Here is a 23,776-nt window from a genome sequence, read left to right as displayed (position 1 = left end):
AAGGCAGATATCACTGGCCGTTATTTGCGGCTTTCCACAATAGTGATATCTGCATGATTGCGCGATGATGCACTCCTCACACGAAATAAAATACGAGGAGAACACGTGAAAAAACCATTCTATAAAGTCCTGTACGTGCAGGTACTTTTTGCCATTGCCTGCGGCATCCTGCTCGGCGCTTTCTATCCGGACAGCGGCGTGGCCATGAAGCCGTTCGGCGACGGCTTCATCAAGCTGATCAAGATGATCATCGCACCGGTGATTTTCTGTACCGTGGTGTCGGGTATCGCCGGTATGCAGGACGTGAAGAAGATCGGCCGTGTTGGCGGCAAGGCGCTGCTGTACTTTGAAGTGATTTCCACCTTCGCGCTGGTGATCGGCCTGTTCGTCGCCAACATCTTCAAACCGGGCGCCGGCTTCAACGCCACCGCCGCCACGCTGGATGCCAAGTCCATCGAGCAGTACACCACCAAAGCACACCCGCTGACCACCGTCGAATTCCTGATGAACATCATCCCGAATACGGTGGTTGATGCGTTTGCCAAGGGCGACATCCTGCAAGTGCTGCTGATCGCCATCCTGTTTGGTTTCGCGATCTCGCTGCTGGGCGAGCGCGGCAAGCCGCTGGTCAAGCTGATCGATGACGCCTCGCACGCCATCTTCGGCGTGGTCAACATCGTGATGAAAGTCGCACCGATCGGCGCATTTGGCGCGATGGCTTTCACCATCGGCAAATACGGCATCAAATCGCTGCTGCCGCTGGCTTCCCTGATGGGCTGCTTCTACGCTACCTGCATTATCTTCGTGGTGGTAGTACTGGGCACTGTGGCGCGCCTGACCGGCTTCTCCATCGGCCGCTTCATCCTCTATATCAAGGAAGAACTGCTGATCGTGCTTGGCACCAGCTCGTCGGAATCGGCCCTGCCGTCGCTGATGAATAAACTGGAACGCCTGGGCTGCTCGAAATCGGTGGTGGGTCTGGTGGTCCCGACCGGCTACTCGTTCAACCTGGACGGCACCAACATCTACATGACCATGGCCGCCCTGTTCGTGGCGCAAGCGACCAACACCGAACTGACCCTGCTGCAGGAACTGACCATCCTTGGCGTGGCGATGCTGACCTCGAAAGGCGCATCAGGCATTACTGGCGCCGGCTTCATCACGCTGGCGGCGACGCTGCACGTGGTGCCGGATATTCCAGTGGCCGGCATGGCACTGATCCTCGGCATCGACCGCTTCATGTCCGAGTGCCGCGCACTGACCAACTTCATCGGCAACGGCGTTGCTGCCGTAGTGGTGTCGAACTGGGAAAAAGAACTGGATCACGACAAGATGAAAGCCGAGCTGGCGAATCCAGGTTCGACCATCAAGGACCCGGAGCCGCTGGAAGCACTGCCTGGCCGCTAAGCCTCCCCTACTCCGCCCAAAAGCCCCGCGCAGCAATGCCCGGGGCTTTTTGTTCATTTCCGGACAGTGCGGCGTTCAATCCTGAACAGTTTTGTGCTTAAATCGGCGTGGCACAAGAGTTGCAGAATATTCCAGTATTTGCATACGAGGAGACATTCATGGCGGAACTCACACTGGGCGCAATCGGCAAGGAACAAAGCATCGCGGTCGACATCAACGCGCGCGGGCAAATGGTCGGCATCATCGAAGATGAAGATGGCCACCAGCGCGCAGTGCTGTACGATGGCCGCCCCATCGAGCTGGGCACGCTCGGCGGTAGCGACGCCTTCACCAAAGGCATCAACGCTGCCGGCGATGTGATCGGCACGGCGCAGAACGCCCGTGGCTACTGGCGCGCTTTCGTCGTCCGCCACGGCCAGGCGATGCAGGACCTCGGCACATTGGGCGGTAACAGCAGCTACGGCGCGGCGCTCAATGATCGCGGCCAGACCGTGGGTTATGCCGACACCAGCGACGGCTACTACCGCGCCTTCCTCAAGGACGGTGAGCAGGAGCAGCAGGACCTCGGGACGCTGGGCGGCAAGATCAGCTACGCGGCCGGCATCAACAATCAGGGCGCCGTAGTCGGCACCGCCGCGCTGGCGGATGGCTACCGGCGCGCCTTCCTTTACCAGAGCGGCAGCATGCAGGACTTGGGGACGTTGGGCGGCCGCGCCAGCAGCGCCACCGGCATCAACGACAAAGGCGTGGTGGTGGGTGCGTCCGAAACGCCGGAGCGGCGCTGGCACGCCTTCGTGTGGGAACAAGGAAAAATGCAAGACCTCGGCGCGCTAATCGGCTACGGTGACAGCTTCGCCACCGCCATCAACAACGCCGGCCATGTGGTCGGCAGCATCCGGATCGGCGACGAGCGCCGCTCGTTTGTCTACCGCGATGGGAAAATGACCGTGCATCCGGGCGGCCACGGGCTGTATCTGGTCAACGCCATCAACAGCAACGAACTGGTCATCGGCGCCCGCAGCGTAGGGAAGAAATTTACCGCGTCCACCATGATCTCCAGCCAGCCGGCGGTGGAGACACATGGCGGACAGGATCTGCTGGGCCTGATTGCCGTCGTATTGACAGGCGCGGTCGGCGTGGTGTTCTACCGCCGCCGCTATCGTGGCATCGCCATTCCGGGGTACAGCGGATGAGAGGTAGTTGACTCTAAACCGGTATGTTGATTGCAGTACCCCAAACAAAAGGGTCTGACCCCGGACGGGGTCAGACCCTGGCCGCAGCGGTGTGCGGGTTGGGTTGGTGCCGCGCGCTTTTACAGCGACAAGCAGCGTCAACCCCGCCAAATTACAGCGCCGAGAAATCCAGCTTGACGCCGGTGGCGGCCTGAATCTGGTCTTTGCTGACGCCGGGCGCCAGTTCGGTCACTTTCAGGCCAGCCTCGGTCACTTCCATCACGCCGAGGTCGGTGATGACGATGTCTACCACGCCCACGCCGGTCAACGGCAGGTCGCATTTCGGCAGCAGTTTGTGCGAGGTCGAGCCGTCTTTGGCAGTGGCAACGTGCTCCATCAGCACCACCACTTTTTTTACACCGGCCACCAGATCCATCGCGCCGCCCATGCCCTTGACCATTTTGCCCGGGATCATCCAGTTGGCCAGGTCGCCCTTTTCCGACACCTGCATCGCGCCCAAAATCGCCAGATTGATCTTGCCGCCGCGGATCATACCGAACGAGTCGGCCGAGCTGAAGTAGGCAGCGCCCGGCAGCGCCGTCACGGTCTGCTTGCCAGCGTTGATCAGGTCAGCGTCGATGTCCGCTTCGGTCGGGAACGGGCCGATGCCCAGCAAGCCGTTTTCCGATTGCAGGAAGACTTCGATCCCCGACGGGACGTAGTTAGCCACCAGCGTCGGCAAGCCGATGCCGAGGTTGACGTAGTAACCGTCTTGCAGTTCCTTGGCCGCGCGCGCGGCCATTTCATCACGAGTCCATGCCATAGTAATCTCCGATATTCTTAGTTTGCGGCGCGGATGGTGCGCTGTTCGATACGTTTTTCCGGCATGGCGTTGAGCACGATGCGGTGCACGTAGATACTCGGCAGGTGCACCTGGTCCGGATCAATCGTGCCAGTCTCGACGATCTGCTCGACTTCCACGATGCAGATCTTGCCGGCCATGGCCGCGTTCGGGTTGAAGTTGCGCGCGGTTTTGCGGAACACCAGGTTGCCGGCCTTGTCGGCCTTCCATGCCTTGACCAGCGCTACATCGGCCACCAGGCTGCGTTCCATCACGTACTGCTCGCCGTCGAACTCACGAATTTCCTTGCCGTCGGCAACGATGGTGCCGACGCCGGTCTTGGTGAAGAAGGCCGGGATGCCAGCGCCGCCGGCACGCAGCTTTTCCGCCAGCGTGCCTTGCGGCGTGAATTCCAGCTCCAGCTCGCCAGCCAGGTACTGGCGCGCGAACTCTTTGTTTTCACCGACGTAGGAAGCGATCATTTTCTTGATCTGGCGGGTTTCCAGCAGTTGGCCCAAGCCGAAGCCGTCCACGCCCGCGTTGTTGGAAATGGCGGTCAGGCCGGTGACGCCGGAATCGCGCAGTGCGCCGATCAGCGCCTCCGGGATGCCGCACAGGCCGAAGCCGCCGACTGCAATGGTTTGGCCGTTTTGCACAACGCCGGCCAAGGCGCTGGCGGCGTCCGGAAAGATTTTATTCATATATGTCCCTTGTGATTTATGTTGCGTGTACCTTGCCAACGTTGTTAAATGCGTTAGCAGAGCAGCGATCCAGCATAGAATACGCACATCAAAAGTTCAATACCGTAGAAATACCTGCCCGGCCCCATGAGCGTACAGCCTGCCATCGATTACGAATCCATCTTCCTGCATGCGCCGGTGGGCATGTGCATCTCCGAAAACCGCGTGATCCAGTCCAGCAATGAGGCGCTGGCCGGCATGTTCGGCTACAGCCGCGCCCAGCTGGACGGTTTGTCCTTCCTCACCCTCTATCCAACGATGGACGAGTTCCTGCGCACCGGCGACCGCATCATCCCTATCATGAACGCCCGTGGCCGCTATTCGGACGAGCGCATCATGCGCCGCGCTGACGGCGAACTATTCTGGTGCCATGTGACCGGCCACGCGATGAAATCCAGCGAGCCGCTCGGTCCCGGCATCTGGACCTTTGAAGATGTGAGCGAAAAGCGCCCGGTGACGGCCGAACTGACGCCGCGCGAACGCGAAATCGCCGCCCTGCTGGTGGAAGGCAAAACCAGCAAGACCATCGCCCGCCAGGTCGACCTCAGCCCGCGCACGGTGGAAATGCACCGCGCCAAGCTGATGCGCAAATTCTCGGCCGCCACCTCGTCAGAACTCGTCCACAAGCTGGTCGGCGTGCAGCTTTAAGTGGCAGTCATACCGTCATCGGCCGAGATAATCGCGCCGTTGATGAAATTCGAGTCCTCGCCAGCCAGCAGCAACAGCAAGCCATCCAGGTCTTCCGGCTTGCCCGGACGCTTGCGCGGCAGCATCTCGATCAGCTTCTGGCCCTGCTCGCTGGCGAAATAATCCTCGTTGATCTCGGTCGAAATATAGCCAGGGCAAATGGCGTTGGTATTGATACCGTACTTGCCCCACTCCACCGCCATGGCCTTGGTCATCTGCACCACGCCGGCCTTGCTCATGCAGTACACGCCAATCTGCGGCAGCACGCGCAAGCCCGCCACCGAGGCGATGTTGATGATGCGGTGTGTCTTGCTTGGATCACCCTTGGCACGCGCAATCATGCGCTTGGCGGTCTGCTGGGCGACGAAAAACGCGCCGCGCAGATTGGTGTCCATCACGAAAGCGTAGTCTTCCGGCGTGACATCGGCCAGCCGCTGGGTGGTCGAAACGCCGGAGTTATTGACCAGGATATCGATCGGCCCGGCTTCGGTCTCGGCATGGGCGATGGCCGACTTGATGCTGGCGAAGTCGGTCACATCCAGGCTGACCACGTGGGCCGCGCCACCATCGGCCTCGATCTCGGCGCGTAATTCCTTGAGGCGCTCGGTGCGGCGCGACGCCAGCACCACTTGCGCGCCCGCCTGGGCCAGCACTTTGGCAAACCGGGCTCCCAGACCGCTGGAGGCGCCGGTGATCAGCGCAATTTTTCCCTCAAAGTTGACTTCAATGCCCACGGTGACTCCCTAATGTTGGTGATTAAATAGAATCATTACACAAATTCCCAGTATTAGATTGCGGTGTCTAATAATGTCGCGGAAAATGGCAGCAAACCAGTCAAAAAAGAAGCACGTTCGTGCTAAAATTTTTACATTCACCACAATCACTATAACAACAGACCATGACTCAGCCTCAAAATCTTGTAGAACAGTATGGCCCACGCGACGCGATGGAGTATGACGTCGTCATCGTCGGCGGCGGCCCAGCAGGCTTGTCGGCAGCGATCAAGATCAAACAGCTGGCTGCTGAAAAAGGCCAGGAAGTGTCCGTCGTCCTGCTGGAAAAAGGCGGCGAACTGGGCGCCCACACCCTGTCCGGCGCCGTGATGGACCCGAAAGCCCTGACCGAACTAATCCCGGATTGGAAAGAAAAAGGCGCACCGCTGAACACCGCTGTCACCGAAGACCGCGTGCTGTTCCTGACCGAAACCAAGGCCTACAAAACGCCGAACATGCTGTTGCCGAAGTGCTTTGAAAACCACGGCAACTACGTGATTTCGCTGGGTAATGTGGTGCGCTGGCTGGGCCAGCAAGCGGAAGCGCTGGGCGTGGAAATCTTCCCGGGCTTCGCAGCGGCGGAAGTGCTGTACAACGATGACGGCTCGGTCAAAGGCGTAGCGACCGGCAATATGGGTGTAAAACGCGACGGCGAAGCCGGTCCGGAATTCCAACTGGGCATGGAACTGCACGGCAAATACACCCTGTTCGCCGAAGGCGCGCGCGGCCACCTGGGCAAGCAGCTGATCGCCAAGTACGACCTGAACAAGGGCAAGGATCCGCAATCCTACGGCATCGGCATTAAAGAACTGTGGGAGATCGATCCAGCCAAGCACCAGCCTGGCCTGGTGGTGCACACCACCGGCTGGCCGCTGGACAGCAAAACCTACGGCGGTTCCTTCCTGTACCACCTGGAAAACAACCAGGTGGTGGTCGGTTACGTGGTTGGCCTGAACTACGAAAATCCATACCTGTCGCCATACGAAGAATTCCAGCGCTACAAGACCCACCCGGAAATCCGCACCTTCTTCGAAGGCGCCAAGCGTATTTCCTACGGTGCGCGCGCGATCACCGCCGGCGGCCTGCAATCGCTGCCGAAGCTGGTATTCCCGGGCGGCGCGTTGATCGGCTGCGACGCCGGTTTCCTGAACATGAGCCGCATCAAGGGTTCGCACGCCGCCATCAAGTCCGGCATGCTGGCCGCTGAATCGGTGTTCGAAGCACTGGGCGCCAGCCGCCAGGGCGACGAACTGGCCTCCTTCCCGGCCGCGTTCGAACAATCGTGGCTGCACGAAGAACTGCACGTGGCGCGTAACGTCAAGCCGTGGCTGAGCAAGGGCCTGTACCTGGGCTCGGTGATGGCCGGCATCGACCAGATCGTGTTCCGCGGCAAAGCGCCATGGACCCTGCGCCACTCCTATGCCGACCATGAATGCCTGAAACCGGCTTCGCAGTTTGCGCCGATCAACTATCCTAAGCCGGATGGCAAGCTGACCTTCGACCGCCTGTCGTCGGTGTTCATCTCGAACACCAACCACGCCGAAGACCAGCCTATCCACCTGACGCTGAAGAACCCGAGCGTGCCGGTGGACGTCAACCTGGCCCAGTATGCTGGCCCTGAAGCGCGCTACTGCCCTGCCGGCGTGTACGAATTCGTCAAAACCGACGAAGGCACCGACCGCCTGCAGATCAACGCCCAGAACTGCGTCCACTGCAAAACCTGCGATATCAAGGACCCGACCCAGAACATCGTCTGGATCACGCCGGAAGGCGGAGGCGGCCCGAACTATCCGAATATGTAAAAAAGCAACACTTTAAGAACAGCGCGGCTCACCCCCGCGCTGTTTTTCTTTTGGCGCGCGGTACGAATTCTTGCCCCTGTCGAGTAATCGGCCCATAATCGGTTGATGGAAAAATGCGGCGGATAGCGGTTTTTTTGGTGCCAAGTAAAAAATTTTTCATAAATTTCCACAAAGCATTTAATGTCCTTCCAGATACGGTCGTCTTGTACTTGGGAGAGCACAAAGGATCCGTTGCTCCGAACTGAATCCACCTACCAGGAGTTATTTCATGCTGAGCCTTCACACTAATTCTGCGGCCCTTTCCGCACAGAACTCGATCGGTCGCACCCAGTCGGCACTGTCGACTTCGCAGACCCGCCTGAGCACCGGCTTCCGTGTCAATTCGGCCATGGACGACGCTGCAGGCCTGCAAATCGCAACCCGTCTGAAAGCCCAAACCAGCGGTATGGCCATGGCCATGCGCAACACCCAAAACTCGATCTCGATGCTGCAAACCGCCGAAGGCGCGTTTGACGAAGTGACCACCATGCTGACCCGCATGAAAGACCTGGCCACCCAAGCAGCTGACGCATCGTCGACCGCAAAAGACCAGGCTGCTCTGCAGTCGGAATACGACGCTCTGGGTAGCGAGCTGAACAACGTCATGAAAAACACCACCTTCGGCGGCGCCAAGCTGCTGGACGGCGGTAGCATCGCTTCGGCCATGACCTTCCAGATCGGCGCAAGCAAGTCGGAAACCATGAGCATGGATCTGACGACTGCGATGACCACGCTGACCACCAGCCTGGGCACCGTGAGCGCACGTTACGCTGCTGGCGGCGCCGCAGTTGGCGTTGAAATCTCGGACGGTTCGGACGGTACCGCTGCTGGCGCCACCAACACCGCCGGCCAGACCGCTGCTAACGCCACCATCGACACCATTTCGACCGCAATCGACCAAGTTGGTTCGGTACGTTCGTCGCTGGGTGCTACCGCTAACCGCCTGGACCACGTGTACAACAACTTGTCGAACATCTCGACCAACACCAAGGCTGCAACCGGCCGCATCATGGACACCGACTTCGCTGCTGAATCGTCGAACATGACCTCGTCGCAGATGCTGCTGCAAGCTGGCACCGCGATGTTGAAACAGTCGAACAGCACCTCGTCGCTGGTTATGTCCCTGCTGCAGTAATCGTAGTAATATCCGGACATCTTCTGATATCCGGTTTACTAAAAGGGCCAACCGGAGCTTTTCGGTTGGCTTTTTTTATACACGCATTTCCAGAAAGCGAGCCTGATGGCTGTAGATCGTATCGGACCCTCTTTACGCCCGCTTGGCGTACCGGACCGGCCGCAAGCGCAGCCAGGACAGGTCGCGCGCGTACCGGGCAGCGATGGCACGATCGATGTCGATTTTCCGGTTGGTCCGCTCGGCCCCAGTGGCCCGAACAGTACCAACGGCCCCAATGCCGTTGGCGCCATCCTCGATGGCCCGGATCAGCAACAAACACTGCCGCCCTCGCATGCCGAGGCGCTGGCCGCCGCCTTGGGCGAAGTGCCAGATGCCGGCGATCCCGCCGCCATGCGTCCCAACCAGCTGTTCCTGTCACGCCAGATGGTCTGGCAGCCGCCTGATACCAGCGCCATGGCCGCCTCGTGGCAAGTGATGGTGCGCACCTACAGCGAACAACGTGCCGCCTGGCTGGAGCAAGCCACCGGCCAGCACCTGCCCGCCAGTCTGTTCATGGCCGATAACACCCCCTCCTCGATGCGCGACGGCCGTCCCGGCACGCCGCTGGTGACCGAGATGGAACCATGGCGCTTTGCCGTCTACGCCTGGGGCGCGGAACGGCTGGTGCTGAAAGTGGTGGTCAAGGATGATGAAGAATACGACCGCAACCGCCGTCGCCGCACGCGCGTGGCCTTGCGACTGGAGCTGATGCTGCCCGGCGTGGGCCGGGTGGTGATCCAGATGGAGCCGGCCAGCGGCAATGGCGTGGTGCTGGAAGTGGGCGCTGCGCAAACCTCGGCCATGCAGCACATGCGCGACTTGCTGCCACAGTTGGCAGCGGTGGTCAGCCGCTCCGGCCTGAGCATCCTGCGCTGCCGCCTGCGCCGCGAACTGCCGGCCGCGACCGGCGAACATTCCCACCCAAGCCGCATGCACACGGCGGCCCTGACGCAAGCCCTGTTCCGCGCGATGGCGGAAGTGGCGGTACTGCTGTCGCAGCCCGCCATCGCCGATGATTTGTTCTCCGAGAGCGCTTAACCTACCGTACCGATGATGCTGACTTCGCGATTCTCCGGAATCTCGTTGTAGGACAGCACGTGCAAGCCCGGCGCGAACAGGCGGGCATAGCGCGCCAGCAGTGGACGGATCTGCGGCAGCACCAGCAGCAGCGGCGGCGTGCCCTGCTGCTTCATCTGCTCGCGCGCCACCGGCATATTCACTTGCAGCTGCGCCAGCAGGTGTGGATCGATCGGGTAATTGTCCAGCACCACCTTGCCGCTCTGGCGCGCCTGATTCAGCGAACCGAGCAGCATGTTTTCCAGATCGCCGCCAAGGTTGAAGGCTTGCATCTCGGTCTTCTGGCCAAACAGGCTGCTGACGATCTGGCGCCGCAGGGCGCAGCGCACTTCCGCCGCCAACAGGATAGGATCCTTGGTGGTTTCCGAACTATCCACCAGCGTGGTGGCGATCGGCACGATATCTTTCAGCGACACGTTCTCCGCCAGCAGTACGCGGAATACGCGCAGCATCTGGGTATGGGTCAGGGACTTGTCCAGCGCCGAGGCCAGCTTGGGCGCAATGGCGGTCAGGCGCTCCATCAGCGCCGGCACGTCCTCATGGCGGAACAGCTCCGGCAGGTATTCGCGGATCAGCTTGGACAAGTGGGTGGCAATCGCGCTCGGCGCCTCCACCACCTGGTAGCCTAGGCCCAGCGCATTGGCTTTCTCGCTGGTTTCGATCCACGTCACCGGCATGCCGTACGCCGGCTCGATGCCGGGGATGCCGTCGATCTGGCCGTACACATTCGGCGATGGAATCGCCATCAGGCGGTCGGCAAACACTTCGGCCTGCGACACCACGCTGCCCGACAAAATCACCGAGTACTGGGTTGGCTTGAGGCCCAGGTCATCGCGCACGCCGATGGGTGGCAACAGCAAGCCCATCGATTCCGACAAACTCTGGCGCACGCCTTTGACGCGCTTGCTCAGCGGCTCGCCATGCGCCTTGTCGATCAGCGTCACCAGCTTGTAGCCAACGGCGATCTGCAGCGGCTGCACGGACGGCAGGCTGTACCAGTCGAGGTCGGGCGCGCGTTCGTCGCGTAGCGCCGCCTCGATGGCGTCCAGATTGGAGGTATCGGGCTTTTGTACTCTGTTCAGCAGCTTCCAGCCGACGTAAGCCAGGATGCCGGAGAACGGCGCAAACATCTGCCACGGCATGCCCGGCACCAGCGCCAGGACCAGCATCATGCCGGCCGCACTAAACATCACTTGCGGCGAGGTCAGGACCTGGCTGCCCACTTGCTGCTCGAAGTCGCCCGAATCCGAAATACGGGTCACCAGGATTGCCGCCGCAGCCGACAGCAGCAGCGCCGGGATCTGCGCCACCAGGCCGTCACCGATGGTCAGCAACGCGTACTGTTTGAAGGCCGCGCCAAACGACATGTCCTGCATCAGCGCGCCAATCGCCACGCCACCGACCATGTTGATGATCAGGATCAGGATCGAGGCCACGGCATCGCCGCGCACGAACTTGGAGGCACCGTCCATGGCGCCGTAGAAGTCGGCTTCCGACGCCACTTCCAGACGGCGCTGCTGCGCCTTCTCTTGGTTGATCAGGCCGGCGTTCAGGTCGGCGTCAATCGCCATCTGCTTGCCCGGCAAGGCGTCCAGCGTGAAACGCGCCGACACTTCCGAAATACGTTCCGCACCCTTGGTCACCACCATGAAGTTGATGATCATCAGAATCACGAACACCACGATACCGACCACGTAGTTACCGCCGACCACCACGTTACCAAAGGCCTCAATCACGTGACCGGCAGCGGCCGTGCCTTCATGGCCGTGCAGCAGCACCACGCGGGTCGACGCCACGTTCAGCGTCAGGCGCAGCATGGTGGTGGCCAGCAGGACGGTCGGGAACACCGAGAAGTCCAGCGGACGGCGCACCGATACCGAGCCCAAAATCACAATCAAGGCCAGCACGATATTGAACGTGAACATCACGTCCAGCAAAATCGGCGGCAGCGGCAGCATGATCATCGCCAGAATAATCAGCAAGAATGCCGGGGTGGCAAACTTGTGACGGCGTATCTCCGCAATCATGGTTTGGAAAAAATTCACTGCTTAACCTCGCTCATGGATGTAGGTACAACAACTTCTTTTGGACGTTCCGGTTCGGCGGCGCGCCGTCCGGTACGGAATGCTTGCAACTGCAGCACATAGTTCAGCACTTGCGATACGGCTTGATACAGCTGCACCGGAATCTGCTGGTTGACCTGGCTGGTGTTGTAGATGGCGCGCGCCAGCGGCGGCAGCTCCATCACTTCAATCTTGAATTCGGTGGCCAGCTGCTTGATGTACAGCGCCATTTCATCGACGCCTTTGGCGATCACGAACGGCGCCTCGGCCTTGAGGGCATCGTACTTGAGCGCCACTGCATAGTGCTCCGGGTTGACGATTACCACGTCGGCAGTCGGCACGCTCTTGCGCGCGCTGCGCCGCGCCAGTGCCCGCTGCAACTGGCGGATACGCTGCTTGACCTCGGGCCGGCCCTCGGTCGATTTATGCTCTTCCTTCAAATCCTGCTTGGACATGCGCTGATTCTTGGCGAAGAACCAGGCCTGCGCCGGCACGTCCACCAGCGCGAAGATGACGAACACCGCCACCATCGACATCAAGCCGTCCAGCATCAGGTTGGAGCCGTTCAGCATGGCCTGCCCCATCGGCATCATCTGCAGCTGGGTGTAGTCGTTCACACTGGAACGGGCGACGTGGATCAGCACCGCAATCAGCACACCTGCCTTGCCAATCGAGATTGCCACTTCAAACGCATGCTTGCCGCTGAACAGGCGACCAAGATTAGCCGCCGGGCTCATGCGCGACAGCTTGGGTTCCCAATGGCTGGTCGAGACCACCCAGCCGCCCGGCACCATGGCGCCCAGCATGATAAACAGCGGCACCACAAACAGTGGCAGCACCATCTTGATCAGCAACCACATCGAGCTGCTGAACACGGTCGACATGGCGTTGTCGATGGCGCCATCACTGTCGAATGGCGCAAAACTCTGGTGGAAGATTTCGTTAAATTCCATCAGATAGCCGGGCAGCAGGTAGACGAACAGCTTGAGGCTGACCAGGATCCCGATCGCAGTCGACAGGTCGCGCGAGCGGACCACCTGCCCTTCCTGGCGTGACTTCTTCAGCTTCTGCTGTGAAGCCTTTTCTGTTTTATCGCCTGTGCTCTCGTCAGCCATGCGCCACCTGCATTTGCTGACGTATCATCTCCAGCACCATATTGGTCATGCGGATATAGTGCTCGGGGATGAACTTCACCACCTGCGCCAGCATCAGCAGGCCGAAGATAGTGATCACGGAAAAACCCAGCGCGAACAAATTCAGGCTGGGCGCCACACGGTTCAAAAAGCCGAAGCCGAGCTGCACCACCAGCGTGGAAAACACCACCGGGATGGCCAGCAGCATGGCGGCCGAAAAAATCCACGCCACATTGTAGGCCACCGCTTCCAGCAATCCCGGGCCAAAGCCCTGTCCCAGTGGCCACGCCTTGAAACTTTGGCCGATCACGTTGGCAATCACCAGATGGCCATCAATCGCAAAGAACACAATGATGGCCAGCGTCGACAGCAGCGCCGAGGTCACGTCCGACGATTGGCCGTTGAGCGGGTCATTCATCACCGCCATCGACAAGCCCATCTGCGATGACACCATGAAGCCCAGCACACCGATCACCGACATCGCAAAGTGGAACGCCAGCCCCAGCACAAAGCCCAGCAGGCCCTGCTCGATGGTGGCGACAACGCCGTGCATGGAAAATGGATTGATCGGCGGATGGCCGCCGGTCAGCGGCAGCATCAGGATGGCCAGCACCAGCGCGATCAGAATCCGCACCGTGGTCGGCGTCACTGCCTCGCCCAGCACCGGCGCGCCGATGAACATCGCCAGGATGCGGCAGAACGGCCACCAGATGGCGGTCAGCAGCGGCAGCAACTGGGCGAGGACGGATTCCATGGCAGTAAAGCTAGCCGACCAGCGTGGCGGCGCGGGTAAAGATGGACACACAGAAGTCCATCAGATAAGTCGCCATCCAGCGCCCGGCCAGGATGATGGCCAGCAGCGTGATCAGCAACCTCGGTAGGAAACTCAGGGTCTGTTCATTAATCTGGGTAGCGGCCTGGAACAGCGCCACCAGCAAGCCGGTGACCAGGCCGGGCACGACCAGGATCACCACCAGCAGCATCACAATGTGCAGCGACTCGACGACCAGGTCGACGGCAATTTCAGGAGTCAGCATAAGGTGCGCCTCTTCTTCAGTAGGCCTGCACGCTGGTCACCAGCGTATTCACGGTCAGGGTCCAGCCATCGACCAGCACGAACAGCAGCAGCTTGAACGGCAGCGAAATCACCAGCGGCGACAGCATCATCATACCCATCGCCATCAGCACCGAGGACACCACCAGGTCGATCACCAAAAACGGAATGAACAGCATGCAGCCGATCTGGAACGCGGTCTTCAGTTCCGACAGCACGAACGCCGCCAGCTTGACGGTAAAGGCGTGCTGCGATGGTTCGGTAATCTTGTCTTCGCCGGCCAGGTGGGCGATCTGCTGCAGCGCGGCCTTGCTGGTTTGCGCCAGCATGAAGCGCGACACCGGCTTTTCGGCCAGCTGCAGCGCGGTTTCCAGTCCGATCTTGTCCTGGTCGTACGGCACGAAGGCCTGGGTCCAGATTTCATTGCCGACCGGGCGCATCACCAGCAGCGTCAGGATCAGCGCCACGCCGGTAATCACCCGGTTGGGCAAGCCCTGCTGCAGGCCCAGAGCCTGGCGCAGCAGCGACAGCACAATCACAAAACGGGTAAAGCTGGTCATCATCATGACCATCACTGGGAGCAAGCCCAGCAAGGTCATGATGATCAGGATTTGCATCTTGACCGTCAGTTCGGTCTTCGCTCCCGGCACCACGCTGGCCAGCAGGTCCACCGCGTGGGCCGCGCCCGGCAAGCAAGCCAGGCCCAGCAAGGCAGCAACGGGCGCGAGCGCCAGCAGGCGGCGCCGCCACTGCAAGTTCAAGCTCCAGGTCATGGAGTCATCATGTCGAGATTCAGGCCGTCCAGGTCGATCACTTTGAGGCCGTAGTTTTCACCTGCTACCACCACTTCGGCGCGGCCGATGGCGGTGCCATTCACCTTGATGACCAGCGGTTCGCCGGCCAGCACGTCCAGCTCCACCACGCTATCCGGACCGATGTTCATCAGATCTTGCAGCGAGATGCGGGCCGACCCCACTTCCAGCGTCAGCGTGACCGGAATCTTGCGCATCATGGCAGGCAAGTCGCGGCGCGCGGGTGCAGCCGGCAGATCGGTCAGTTCAGCGCCGGGCTGATCGATGATCATCTCTTCGGACAGGTCTTCCAGCAGGGCGTCGCTAGGGTTGGCTACGTTCATGTTCATCATTATTCGGCGTCTTCAAAAGAGGTTAAACAGAGTTTGCCTTTGTGCTCGGTGACGGCGGCCGTAAACAGGCGGGAATCTTCGAGCAAGACGTCGGCTCTTGCCAGGCTGATCGGGATGACATCGCCAACCTGCAAATCGTACAAACTGCCCAGCGTGACTTCCTTGCTGGCCAGGCGGCCTATCAGGCCCACCTGCAGGCGCTGCGCCAACGGGGCGGCGGCCTTGGATTTCTTGCCGGCGTCGCGGTCGCGCAGCAGGCCGCGCAGCACGCTGGCCATCAGGTTCTTGTCGAGCGCAAACCAGAACTGGCCGCGCGCGCCACCGGCGGTCTCAGCCACGGTGACGGTGATTACCCAGGTGCCCTTGACCGGATGCGAACCGGGTGCTGGTTTGAATTCGGTATCGGCATGCTCATCCACCGCCTCGCCTTCGGCCAGGGCCGGCTTCTCGATCACGGGGAGGTTGAGTTCGATACGGCCGGCCAGGGTGCCAGCCAACTGTTGCCCAAGCACCACAGCAAGACGCTCTTCGGTGGCGGTCACGCGTACCGTACTTTCGTCCACCGGCGCGGCGGCCTCGGCTTTGGCTTCGCCCTTGGCGCCGCTGCCATAACGGTAATTGAGTACGCTGAGCAGCACTTTGCGCTCCAGCGAGAAGGCGATCTGGCCGGCCGGCGCGGCAAAACTGAGCCAGCGGCTGCGGATTTCATTGCCTTCCAGGCGGCTGAACGCCACCTCCTCGACCTGGAAGCCGCCCCAGTAACGGCGGTTCATATTCAGGCGCATGGACTGCGTCAGATCGTCGCGCAACTGGGCCGCAAAGATATGCAGCAGGTGCACCGGACGGCCCAGCAGGCTGGGGTCCAGTACTTGATGTTGCGTCTGTTTTGTCGTTGTCATGTATTGGCCATGTCGGATAATTCTGCCCTACTCCTCCATCATCGCACTATCCAGCTAAAAACTGGTTACTTCAGGCGCAATTTTTTGGCTTGGTTGCTAATCGTAACTTAAAGTAGGACGATCTCGGTAGCAGCATACATCAAAATTCACATTATTGCTATTAAACAATATTTACCTGAATAATTCCCCCAAGACAAATAGCGCTTTACAAGAATGTTGCTAGCCGGTAAGCTTACCGCACTACATCTGTTGCGATACGCACATCAACAAACGGCGCTTACACAATGATTTGCAACGAGATTTGCTTTAAAAAAACTGTTTTGGTTGGAATGAAACAAAACAGTGTACGAAACGCCGACTGACACCATCCACTGCTTCCCTTCCCGCGCCATGCCGAGCGTTCGCTTGCCCTCGTGTCCGATTTTGACCGACAGGGTTACACTATCTTTCTTACAAGACTGTGACATGCGCAACGGATGTGTAGCACGATTGGTATAAGCCGGAACAATATCTGCACCATGGGCTTGCTGCATCTCGGCAATCTCGCTAAGGTAGTCATCTGGATTCATTGCATTAAAAAAACGCGGTAAAAACGGGGGTAGCACCATGAGCAACGGATTCTCCAGCCTGATACAGGCCGACCTGGCGTCGCTGACGAGCGCGGCGCAAAACATGGCAAATAGCAGCCAGCAAACCATCGCTGCCGCCAGCCAGTACGGAGTGCAGGACGGCCAGTCCGCCGCCTCTTTCTCCCAGACCATGCAAGGCGCCATCAACAACGTCAACACCCAGGACGTCGACGCCGGCCAGAAAATGGCCGATGTCGATGCCGGCAAGAGCGACGACCTGGTCGGCGCCATGCTGTCCAGCCAGGAAGCCAGCCTGTCCTTCTCGATGTTGATGCAAGTGCGCAACAAGGTGATGGGCGGCCTCGACGAACTCATCAAATTACCGCTGTAAGCCTCTGCGAAAGCACTCAACGTGATTAACACCATCAAGTCCGCCTTTGAGCGTTGGCGCGCGAACCCGGCCGTGCCGGCGCTGTCCCCGAATCTGCTGAAAACCCTGTACCCCCTGCTGACGCTGGCCATCGGCCTGACCGCGCTGATCCTGATGTACATGTGGAACAACCAGGCCAGCTACAAACCGGTATTCGGCGCGCGCGAACGAGTCTCGGCGCCGGACATGATGACCGTGCTCGACAGCGACCACATCCCTTACCGCATCCACCCCGACAGCGGCCAGGTGCTGGTGCCGGATTCGATGCTGGGCAAGGTGCGCATGCTGCTGGCCGCCAAGGGCGTGACCGCGCAGTTGCCAGCCGGGCTGGAGCTGATGGACAAGAACGACCCGCTGGGCGTGTCGCAATTCGTGCAGGACGTGCGTTTCCGCCGTGGCCTGGAAGGCGAACTGGCGCAATCGATCATGACGCTGGACGCGATCTCGCATGCGCGCGTGCACCTGTCGATCGCCAAGTCGACCTCCTTCGTGTCGTCGGATGGCGAGAAATCTTCGGCCTCGGTCGTGGTAGCGCTAAAACCGGGCCGCACGCTGGAACCGGAAGCGATTGCCGCCGTCGTCAACATGGTGGCCGGCAGTGTGGCCAGCCTGGCGCCGCAACGTGTCAGCCTGGTGGACCAGGCCGGCAACCTGCTGTCGTCCCACATCGACCTGACTGAAGGCTTTGACGCTGGCACTACCGGCAACGACGCCAGCAAGCGCTACGCCGACGAGGTGAAAGCCAACATCAAGGGCCTGATCGGCCCGGTCATTGGCGATGACAACTACCGCATGTCGGTCGCCGCTGCCGTCGACAACGACCGCGTCGAAGAAACCGTGGAAAAATACGGCGCCGATCCGAAAGTCACCAGCGAAGCCATGCGCGAAGAACAGGACCGCAACCGCATGGTGATGGGCGTGCCAGGCACCCTGTCCAACCGTCCGCCGCCAGCAGCCGCCAATCCGGCCGCCGCCAACCAGCAAACCGCCGGCACCGGCGCCGATGCCCAGCAGCCGGACGGCACCGCGCGCAAGAATGCCACTACCCGCCAGTACGCCTACGACCGCAGCATCATCCAGACCAAACGCAGCCGTGGCCGCCTTGAGAAGCTGAGCGTGGCTGTGGTGCTGGCGCAAGCTGCCGCGCCGACGCCGAAAAACGGCTGGAGCCCGGCCGAAATCGCCAACATCGACAAGATCCTGCGCAACGGTCTCGGCATCAACGCCGAACGCGGCGACCAACTGGTGGTGTCGGCCATGAACTTCCCGCGCAAGGCCGCTCCGGTCCAGTGGTGGGAAGAGCGTGACAACATCGTCGACATCACCAAATACGCCGGCTACGCCATCGCCGCCCTGCTCGGCTACCTGTTGCTGGCCCGTCCGCTGCTGCGCCTGGTCACCATGCGCTTCACCCCGGATCCGAAAGAAGCCGCCCGCATCACCGCCGAGCGCCGTGCCGCCGAACAGGCTGCCGTGGTCGCTGCCAAGGAAGCCAAGGAAGCTGCTGCCAAAGAACAGGCTGCACTGGCTGGTGGCGCGGCCCCGGGCACCGCCGGCGGCGCCCCTGCCCTGGGTGGCGCTGGCGCTGCACCAGGCATGCCGGTGGTGCCGCTGCTGGAAAACTACGACCTGCCGCCTCCGGGCTCGGCAGTGGACGTGATGGTCGATCACCTGAAAGTACTGGCCGCGAAAGAACCAGAACGCGTCGCCGAAGTCGTCAAACAATGGATGCAGAAAAATGGCCGAACTCAATAACATGGATGATGACGGCGAATACGCCGTACCGACCAAGCTGACGCCTGTCGAGCAGGCAGCCATTGTGCTGCTGAGCATAGGCGAAGAGCCGGCCGCCGCCGTGCTGCGCTGCCTGTCGCGCGAGGAATTGCTGGAAGTGACGCAAGTGATGTCGCGCATGAGCGGCATCAAGGTGGAATCGGTGAAGAACGCGATGCAAAAATTCTTCGACGACTACCGCGAACAGTCGGGCGTGCATGGCGCTTCGCGCAGCTACCTGAAACGTTCGCTCGACCTGGCGCTGGGCGGCGACCTCGCGAATACCGTGCTGAACAACATCTACGGCGACGAACTGCGACCGAAAATGGCGCGCCTGCAGTGGGCTTCGCCAAAATGGCTGGCCGAATACATCTCCAACGAACACGTGCAGATGCAGGCGGTGTTCCTGGCCTTCCTGCCGTCCGCACTGGCCGGCCAGATCATCGACGGCCTGCCGCAAGACAGCCGCGACTTGGTGTTGCTCAACCTGGCCCGTATGGAAGAAGTCGACGCTGACCTGCTGCAAGAGCTGGACGAGCTGGTGGACCGCTGCCTGAGCTCCTTCGATTCGCAAGGCACCAGCGTGGAAGGCATCCGCATGACTGCCGAGATCCTCAATCGCCTGCCAAGCAACCGTGCGCAGATGGTGGAACTGCTGCGTGCCCACGACCCGGACGTGGTGTCCAAGATCGAACTGTCGATGTACGACTTCTTCATCCTCGGCAACCAGACCGAACAGGCGATTACCCGCATCCTGGAAGACGTACCGCTGGAACAGTGGGCCATTGCGCTCAAGGGCGCCGACATCGCCGTGCGCGACGCCGTGCTGAAAACCATGCCAAAACGCCAGGCCCAGGCCTTCGAAGACATGATGCGCCGCGCCGGTCCGGTGCCGATGTCGCGTATCGAACAAACCCGCCAGGAAATCATGGCCACCGTCAAAGCCCTGGCCGATGCCGGCGAAGTCGAGATCCAGCTGTTTGCCGAGCAGGTGATTGAATGAAGCAATTCCGTCCGTACCGCTTCCCGCCGCTGGCGCAGTTCACTACCCAGCGCGCCGCCGCAGCGGCCGCGCACAGCCATAGCCACGGCCACAGCGGTGATGGCGGTGCCCAGTGGGCCGCCTCGGTCAGCGAAGGTTTTGAACAGGGTCAGCGCGACGGTTATGAAATCGGTCTCGCGCGCGGCCAGGAAGACGGCTTTGAGTCCGGCCGCCTGTCCGGCCAGGAACAAGGCCGTGAAGAAGGCCGCCATGAAACCCTGGTCGCCTACGACCAGATGGCGCGTCCGGTCGACGCCATGCTGAAAAGCCTGAAAAAACTGCGTTCCGACTACCGCGCCGCCCAGCGCAAGGAAGTGGTCGATCTGGTGGCGAAAGTCGCACGCCAGGTGATCCGTGCCGAACTGGCGCTGCAGCCGGTGCAATTGATGGCGCTGGTGGAAGAAACCCTGGCCTCGATGCCGCCGACCCGCGATGAAATCGATGTCTACCTGAACCCGGAAGAACTGAAGCGTATTGCCGAGCTCGATCCGAAACGTTCCAAGCGCTGGAACCTGATCCCCGACGCCCGCCTCGACGCCGGCGAATGCCGCATCAAGGCTGGCGATAATGAAGTTGATGCCGGATGTCATCAACGTCTTGCGGCTGTCATGGAACAGGTCGATAATCAATTACAGATCGCCGACAGCGGCGATGAACCGGAGATCGAAGAGTGATCGCAGATGCCTTACGCAATCTGGAACTGGGTTCAGTACCTATGGCGACCCCGACGGGTCGTCTGGTAGGCGCATCCGGTTTATTGCTTGAGGCTGTAGGTTGCCCTTTGCACACGGGTCAACGTTGCCAGATTGAGACAGTCGGCGGCGAGTGGCTCGACGCGCAAGTGGTTGGTTTCCGCGACAAGCTGTCGTACCTGATGCCGTTCAAAAAAGCCGTGGGCCTGACCACCGGCGCGCGCGTGCTGCCCTCCCCTGAAAAAATCAGCCTGCAAATCGGTTCCGGCTGGCTGGGTCGCATGGTCAATGGGCTGGGCGAGCCGATCGATGGCCTCGGCAAGCTGACCGGCGATTTCCCGCTCGACTCGCAGCCGCCGCGCATCCATCCGCTGAAGAAAAAACCGGTCACCGAACCGCTGGACGTCGGCGTACGCGCCATCAATTCCATGCTGACCTTGGGCAAGGGCCAGCGGGTCGGCCTGATGGCCGGTTCCGGCGTCGGCAAATCGGTGCTGCTCGGCATCATGACGCGCCAGACCGTGGCCGACGTCGTGGTGGTCGGCCTGATCGGCGAACGTTCGCGCGAGGTGCGCGAGTTTGTCGACATGTCGCTCGGCAAGGAAGGTTTACAAAAAGCCGTGCTGGTGATTGCGCCGGCCGACGAAAGCCCGCTGATGCGCGTCATGGCTACCGAACTGTGCCACTCGATCGCCGCCCACTACCGCGACCAGGGCAAGAACGTGCTGCTGCTGGTCGATTCGCTGACCCGCTACGCCATGGCGCTGCGCGAAGTAGCGCTGGCATTGGGGGAGCCGCCAGCCACCAAGGGTTATCCGCCGTCGGTGTTTTCCAACTTGCCGCAGCTGGTGGAATCGGCCGGCAACGGCGAAAACCAGTCCGGCAGCATGAGCGCCATTTACACCGTGCTGGCCGAGGGCGACGACCACCAGGATCCGGTGGTCGACACCGCCCGCGCGATTCTCGACGGCCACATCGTGATGACGCGCGAACTGGCCGAACGCGGCCACTACCCGGCGATCGATATTGCCGCATCGGTCAGCCGCTGCATGACCCAGGTCATCAGCCACGAACACGTGATGGCGGCGCGCGCGCTGAAAGCCAGCATGGCACGCCACGACCGCGTGCGCGACCTGATCCCGCTCGGCGCTTATGTACCCGGCGCCGACCCAATTACCGACAAGGCAGTCCAGTTACATCCCAGAGTCGAAGACTTCCTGTGCCAGGGCACCAAGGAAGAAGCTCCCATCGGCAATTGCATTGCTCAACTTGAAAAGCTGATGACATCATGAGCCAACAGAAAATCCGCAACCTGACCACCCTGGTGGCCCTGCGCAACACGGAAGTCGAGCGCCTGCAGACGGAAATGGCGGAGAAGGCCAACACGCGTGAGCGCTACCAGAAAAACCTGGAACGCCTGACCAGCCTGTACACCAATAGCGGCGCCAGCGGCAACCTGCACCCTGCCCTGGCCGGCAACTGCGGCGACTACAAGCAGGCCGTGATGGCCATGGCCGACAGCCACCGGCTCGACCTGCACATGCACGAGGCTGACATGGCGGTGTCGCAGCAGGCGCTCAACAAAGCCTGGGCCAAGCGCGAGGTGATGGACATGGTGTTGACCAAGGAACAAAAGGTCTTCGACCAGCAGAAGAATGTCAAAGAACGCAAGCAACATGATGAATTAGCAACACAAGTGTGGCTGCGCGGCCAGAAATAAATTTGGTTTAACCGCAGTTACAAAAAATAGTTGGAAATATTTTCATACGGAAACGATTAAGGTCGCCCTATATCGGGGTACACTTCAAATATCCTTTCCAGGAGCACGATCATGGCAACATCCGTCATTAGCAGTCCGACCTACGATCCGAAAACCACTGCGGAAAACCTGGCCAACGCTTACGTGGCCGGTACCCAGGCGATCCTGACCTCGCAGTCGACCAAGGCCACTGCCACGGCAAAGGGCCTGACCACGCTGAGCGACGCGCTGACTACGTTCCAGAGCACGTTGACCTCGCTCACCAGCAGCACCAAGTCGGTGACCAGCAACACCGCCACCTTCAGCAACACCGCCATCGCCACCGGCACCGCCACCTCGAAGGCCATCGCTGGCACCTACTCGTTCTATGTCGAGCAGCTGGCTACCGCCGGCCAGGTCTCGTACAACGTCAACGACAGCGTCGCCACCAACGCCGGCGCCATGAATGTGGTGCTGGCAGACGGCTCCACCTTCCAGGTTGACCTGGCTAGCGCTGACAGCAATATGGATGGCGTGCTGAGTGCCAAGGAAGTGGCTGCCGCCATCAATTCGGCCGCCAACAACGGCTCGCGCGTCACCGCCGCCACCATGACCGTCAACGGCCAGTCCAAGCTGGTGCTGACGTCGGCCAAGACCGGCGCCAACAATGCGGTCGCCTCGATCGACGTCTCTGGCCTGAACGACACCAACCTGCAATCGGCGCTGTCGGCGCAAACCACGCTGGCCACCGCCAACGACGCCATCGTCTGGGTCGGCGGCACCTCGGGCACCAAGGTGCAGCAAGCGTCCAACACTTTCAATCTGGTCGACGATGTGTCCTTCACCATCAACCAGGCCCAGGCAGTTGGCGCCTCGCCAGTGACCATGACCGTAGCGTCCGACAACACCGGCACCGCTACCAATGTGCAGAGCTTCGTGACGGCCTACAACAGCCTGCTCGCCACCATCAAAACGCTGACCGCCGCCGGTGACCATACCGTGGTCGAGTCGACCGATGGCAGCAATCCGTCGCCGACTGCGGCCGACGCCGCTTTCTACAACGATGCCGGCGTGGCTGCGCTGCGCGACCGCCTGAACTCGGTATTGCGCTCGGCCACCGGCGGCGTCTCGTTGATTAACTTCGGCATTACCTCCACCAAGGACGGTTCGCTGTCGCTCGATACCACCCGCCTCAACAAAACGCTGGCGGCTAATCCGGGCACCATCGACACCCTGTTCGGCCGCGCCGGCATCGGCGTCGACAGCGGCGTGCTGGGTGCGATGAACAAGCTGACCACCGCCTGGACCAGTACCGCTGGCGGCTACATCGCCAACCGCCGCGACGTGGTGACCAAGCAGCAGAGCGATTTGACCGACCGCCAGGCCGTGCTGAAAGGCCAGTTCGATAACGCCTACAACCGTTATCTGGCGCAATTTACCGCGCTGCAGTCGCTGCAATCGTCGATGACGACCACATCGAATATGTTTACCGCGCTGTTCTCCAGCGATAGCTCGAGCTAACACGCA

General features: G+C 60.8%; 24 protein-coding genes. 13 read left to right on the top strand and 11 right to left on the bottom strand.

Annotated elements, in window-relative coordinates:
* The first annotated feature begins 105 nt into the window (after positions 1-105).
* Together GTP46_RS07475 and GTP46_RS07470 are read left to right on the top strand one after the other, a co-directional pair.
* The gene (locus tag GTP46_RS07475; RefSeq protein ID WP_161005997.1) at positions 106-1,407 is read left to right on the top strand and encodes a dicarboxylate/amino acid:cation symporter; all 1,302 of its coding nucleotides are present in this window, start codon (positions 106-108) and stop codon (positions 1,405-1,407) included.
* Positions 1,408-1,565: 158 nt separating this feature from the next.
* Entirely contained in the window at positions 1,566-2,600 is a 1,035-nt protein-coding gene (locus GTP46_RS07470) for an HAF repeat-containing protein (protein ID WP_161005996.1), read from the top strand.
* Between the two features lie 151 nt (positions 2,601-2,751).
* Here the strand turns inward: GTP46_RS07470 and GTP46_RS07465 are convergent, their stop codons facing one another.
* Together GTP46_RS07465 and GTP46_RS07460 are read right to left on the bottom strand one after the other, a co-directional pair.
* The gene (locus GTP46_RS07465; RefSeq protein WP_161005995.1) at positions 2,752-3,402 is read right to left on the bottom strand and encodes a CoA transferase subunit B; all 651 of its coding nucleotides are present in this window, start codon (positions 3,400-3,402) and stop codon (positions 2,752-2,754) included.
* Positions 3,403-3,419: 17 nt separating this feature from the next.
* On the bottom strand, positions 3,420-4,121 hold the full coding sequence (locus GTP46_RS07460) for a CoA transferase subunit A (protein ID WP_161005994.1): 702 nt from the start codon (positions 4,119-4,121) through the stop codon (positions 3,420-3,422).
* A gap of 126 nt (positions 4,122-4,247) precedes the next feature.
* On the opposite strand from GTP46_RS07460, the gene GTP46_RS07455 reads away from it, so the two are divergent.
* Entirely contained in the window at positions 4,248-4,808 is a 561-nt protein-coding gene (locus GTP46_RS07455) for a LuxR C-terminal-related transcriptional regulator (RefSeq protein ID WP_161005993.1), read from the top strand.
* On the opposite strand, the gene GTP46_RS07450 is transcribed toward GTP46_RS07455, so the two are convergent.
* Positions 4,805-5,581: an SDR family oxidoreductase gene (locus GTP46_RS07450; protein ID WP_161005992.1), complete on the bottom strand. Its 777-nt coding sequence runs from the start codon at positions 5,579-5,581 to the stop codon at positions 4,805-4,807. The genes GTP46_RS07455 and GTP46_RS07450 overlap by 4 nt on opposite strands.
* A gap of 164 nt (positions 5,582-5,745) precedes the next feature.
* Between GTP46_RS07450 and GTP46_RS07445 the strand changes: the two genes are divergently transcribed.
* From GTP46_RS07445 to GTP46_RS07435, 3 genes are all read left to right on the top strand, one after another.
* A complete protein-coding gene (locus tag GTP46_RS07445) occupies positions 5,746-7,422 on the top strand; it encodes an electron transfer flavoprotein-ubiquinone oxidoreductase (RefSeq protein ID WP_202414181.1) in 1,677 nt (558 codons plus the stop codon).
* Positions 7,423-7,690: 268 nt separating this feature from the next.
* Positions 7,691-8,596: a flagellin N-terminal helical domain-containing protein gene (locus GTP46_RS07440; RefSeq protein ID WP_161005991.1), complete on the top strand. Its 906-nt coding sequence runs from the start codon at positions 7,691-7,693 to the stop codon at positions 8,594-8,596.
* Between the two features lie 105 nt (positions 8,597-8,701).
* Positions 8,702-9,673, top strand: a complete 972-nt coding sequence (locus GTP46_RS07435; protein ID WP_161005990.1) for a hypothetical protein — start codon at positions 8,702-8,704, stop codon at positions 9,671-9,673.
* On the opposite strand, the gene GTP46_RS07430 is transcribed toward GTP46_RS07435, so the two are convergent.
* From GTP46_RS07430 to GTP46_RS07395, 8 genes are all read right to left on the bottom strand, one after another.
* Positions 9,670-11,739: a flagellar biosynthesis protein FlhA gene (locus GTP46_RS07430; RefSeq protein ID WP_202414201.1), complete on the bottom strand. Its 2,070-nt coding sequence runs from the start codon at positions 11,737-11,739 to the stop codon at positions 9,670-9,672. The two genes, GTP46_RS07435 and GTP46_RS07430, sit on opposite strands and share 4 nt — an antisense overlap.
* Positions 11,740-11,753: 14 nt before the next feature.
* The gene (locus GTP46_RS07425; protein ID WP_161005988.1) at positions 11,754-12,890 is read right to left on the bottom strand and encodes an EscU/YscU/HrcU family type III secretion system export apparatus switch protein; all 1,137 of its coding nucleotides are present in this window, start codon (positions 12,888-12,890) and stop codon (positions 11,754-11,756) included.
* Positions 12,883-13,662: a flagellar biosynthetic protein FliR gene (gene fliR / locus GTP46_RS07420; RefSeq protein WP_161005987.1), complete on the bottom strand. Its 780-nt coding sequence runs from the start codon at positions 13,660-13,662 to the stop codon at positions 12,883-12,885. Before fliR ends, GTP46_RS07425 begins: the two co-directional genes overlap by 8 nt.
* A gap of 10 nt (positions 13,663-13,672) precedes the next feature.
* Positions 13,673-13,945: a flagellar biosynthesis protein FliQ gene (gene fliQ / locus GTP46_RS07415; protein ID WP_161005986.1), complete on the bottom strand. Its 273-nt coding sequence runs from the start codon at positions 13,943-13,945 to the stop codon at positions 13,673-13,675.
* Positions 13,946-13,961: 16 nt separating this feature from the next.
* A complete protein-coding gene (gene fliP, locus GTP46_RS07410) occupies positions 13,962-14,735 on the bottom strand; it encodes a flagellar type III secretion system pore protein FliP (RefSeq protein ID WP_161005985.1) in 774 nt (257 codons plus the stop codon).
* Positions 14,732-15,103 (bottom strand): FliM/FliN family flagellar motor switch protein, encoded by a 372-nt coding sequence (locus tag GTP46_RS07405; protein ID WP_202414200.1) that lies wholly within the window; start codon positions 15,101-15,103, stop codon positions 14,732-14,734. Before GTP46_RS07405 ends, fliP begins: the two co-directional genes overlap by 4 nt.
* Before the next feature lie 2 nt (positions 15,104-15,105).
* On the bottom strand, positions 15,106-16,005 hold the full coding sequence (locus GTP46_RS07400) for a FliM/FliN family flagellar motor switch protein (RefSeq protein WP_161005983.1): 900 nt from the start codon (positions 16,003-16,005) through the stop codon (positions 15,106-15,108).
* Positions 16,006-16,268: 263 nt separating this feature from the next.
* On the bottom strand, positions 16,269-16,619 hold the full coding sequence (locus tag GTP46_RS07395) for a hypothetical protein (RefSeq protein ID WP_161005982.1): 351 nt from the start codon (positions 16,617-16,619) through the stop codon (positions 16,269-16,271).
* On the opposite strand from GTP46_RS07395, the gene fliE reads away from it, so the two are divergent.
* The 7 genes from fliE (at position 16,612) to fliD (ending at position 23,770) form a co-directional block, all read left to right on the top strand.
* Entirely contained in the window at positions 16,612-16,965 is a 354-nt protein-coding gene (gene fliE, locus GTP46_RS07390) for a flagellar hook-basal body complex protein FliE (RefSeq protein ID WP_161005981.1), read from the top strand. The genes GTP46_RS07395 and fliE overlap by 8 nt on opposite strands.
* A 21-nt stretch (positions 16,966-16,986) precedes the next feature.
* On the top strand, positions 16,987-18,759 hold the full coding sequence (fliF, locus tag GTP46_RS07385) for a flagellar basal-body MS-ring/collar protein FliF (RefSeq protein WP_161005980.1): 1,773 nt from the start codon (positions 16,987-16,989) through the stop codon (positions 18,757-18,759).
* The gene (locus tag GTP46_RS07380) at positions 18,743-19,780 is read left to right on the top strand and encodes a flagellar motor switch protein FliG (RefSeq protein WP_161005979.1); all 1,038 of its coding nucleotides are present in this window, start codon (positions 18,743-18,745) and stop codon (positions 19,778-19,780) included. Before fliF ends, GTP46_RS07380 begins: the two co-directional genes overlap by 17 nt.
* Positions 19,777-20,493: a flagellar assembly protein FliH gene (gene fliH / locus GTP46_RS07375; protein WP_161005978.1), complete on the top strand. Its 717-nt coding sequence runs from the start codon at positions 19,777-19,779 to the stop codon at positions 20,491-20,493. The genes GTP46_RS07380 and fliH overlap by 4 nt, the downstream gene beginning before the upstream one ends.
* Positions 20,490-21,803: a flagellar protein export ATPase FliI gene (gene fliI, locus GTP46_RS07370; protein ID WP_161005977.1), complete on the top strand. Its 1,314-nt coding sequence runs from the start codon at positions 20,490-20,492 to the stop codon at positions 21,801-21,803. The genes fliH and fliI overlap by 4 nt, the downstream gene beginning before the upstream one ends.
* Entirely contained in the window at positions 21,800-22,231 is a 432-nt protein-coding gene (gene fliJ, locus GTP46_RS07365; protein WP_161005976.1) for a flagellar export protein FliJ, read from the top strand. Before fliI ends, fliJ begins: the two co-directional genes overlap by 4 nt.
* Before the next feature lie 111 nt (positions 22,232-22,342).
* The gene (fliD, locus tag GTP46_RS07360) at positions 22,343-23,770 is read left to right on the top strand and encodes a flagellar filament capping protein FliD (protein WP_161005975.1); all 1,428 of its coding nucleotides are present in this window, start codon (positions 22,343-22,345) and stop codon (positions 23,768-23,770) included.
* Positions 23,771-23,776: the final 6 nt, after the last annotated feature.

Origin of the sequence: Duganella flavida (assembly GCF_009857445.1) — a bacterium.
In the GTDB taxonomy this organism is placed as follows: domain Bacteria; phylum Pseudomonadota; class Gammaproteobacteria; order Burkholderiales; family Burkholderiaceae_D; genus Rugamonas; species Rugamonas flavida.
Note: the sequence above shows the minus strand (reverse complement) of the source record. Positions and strands in the feature narration are given on the sequence as shown.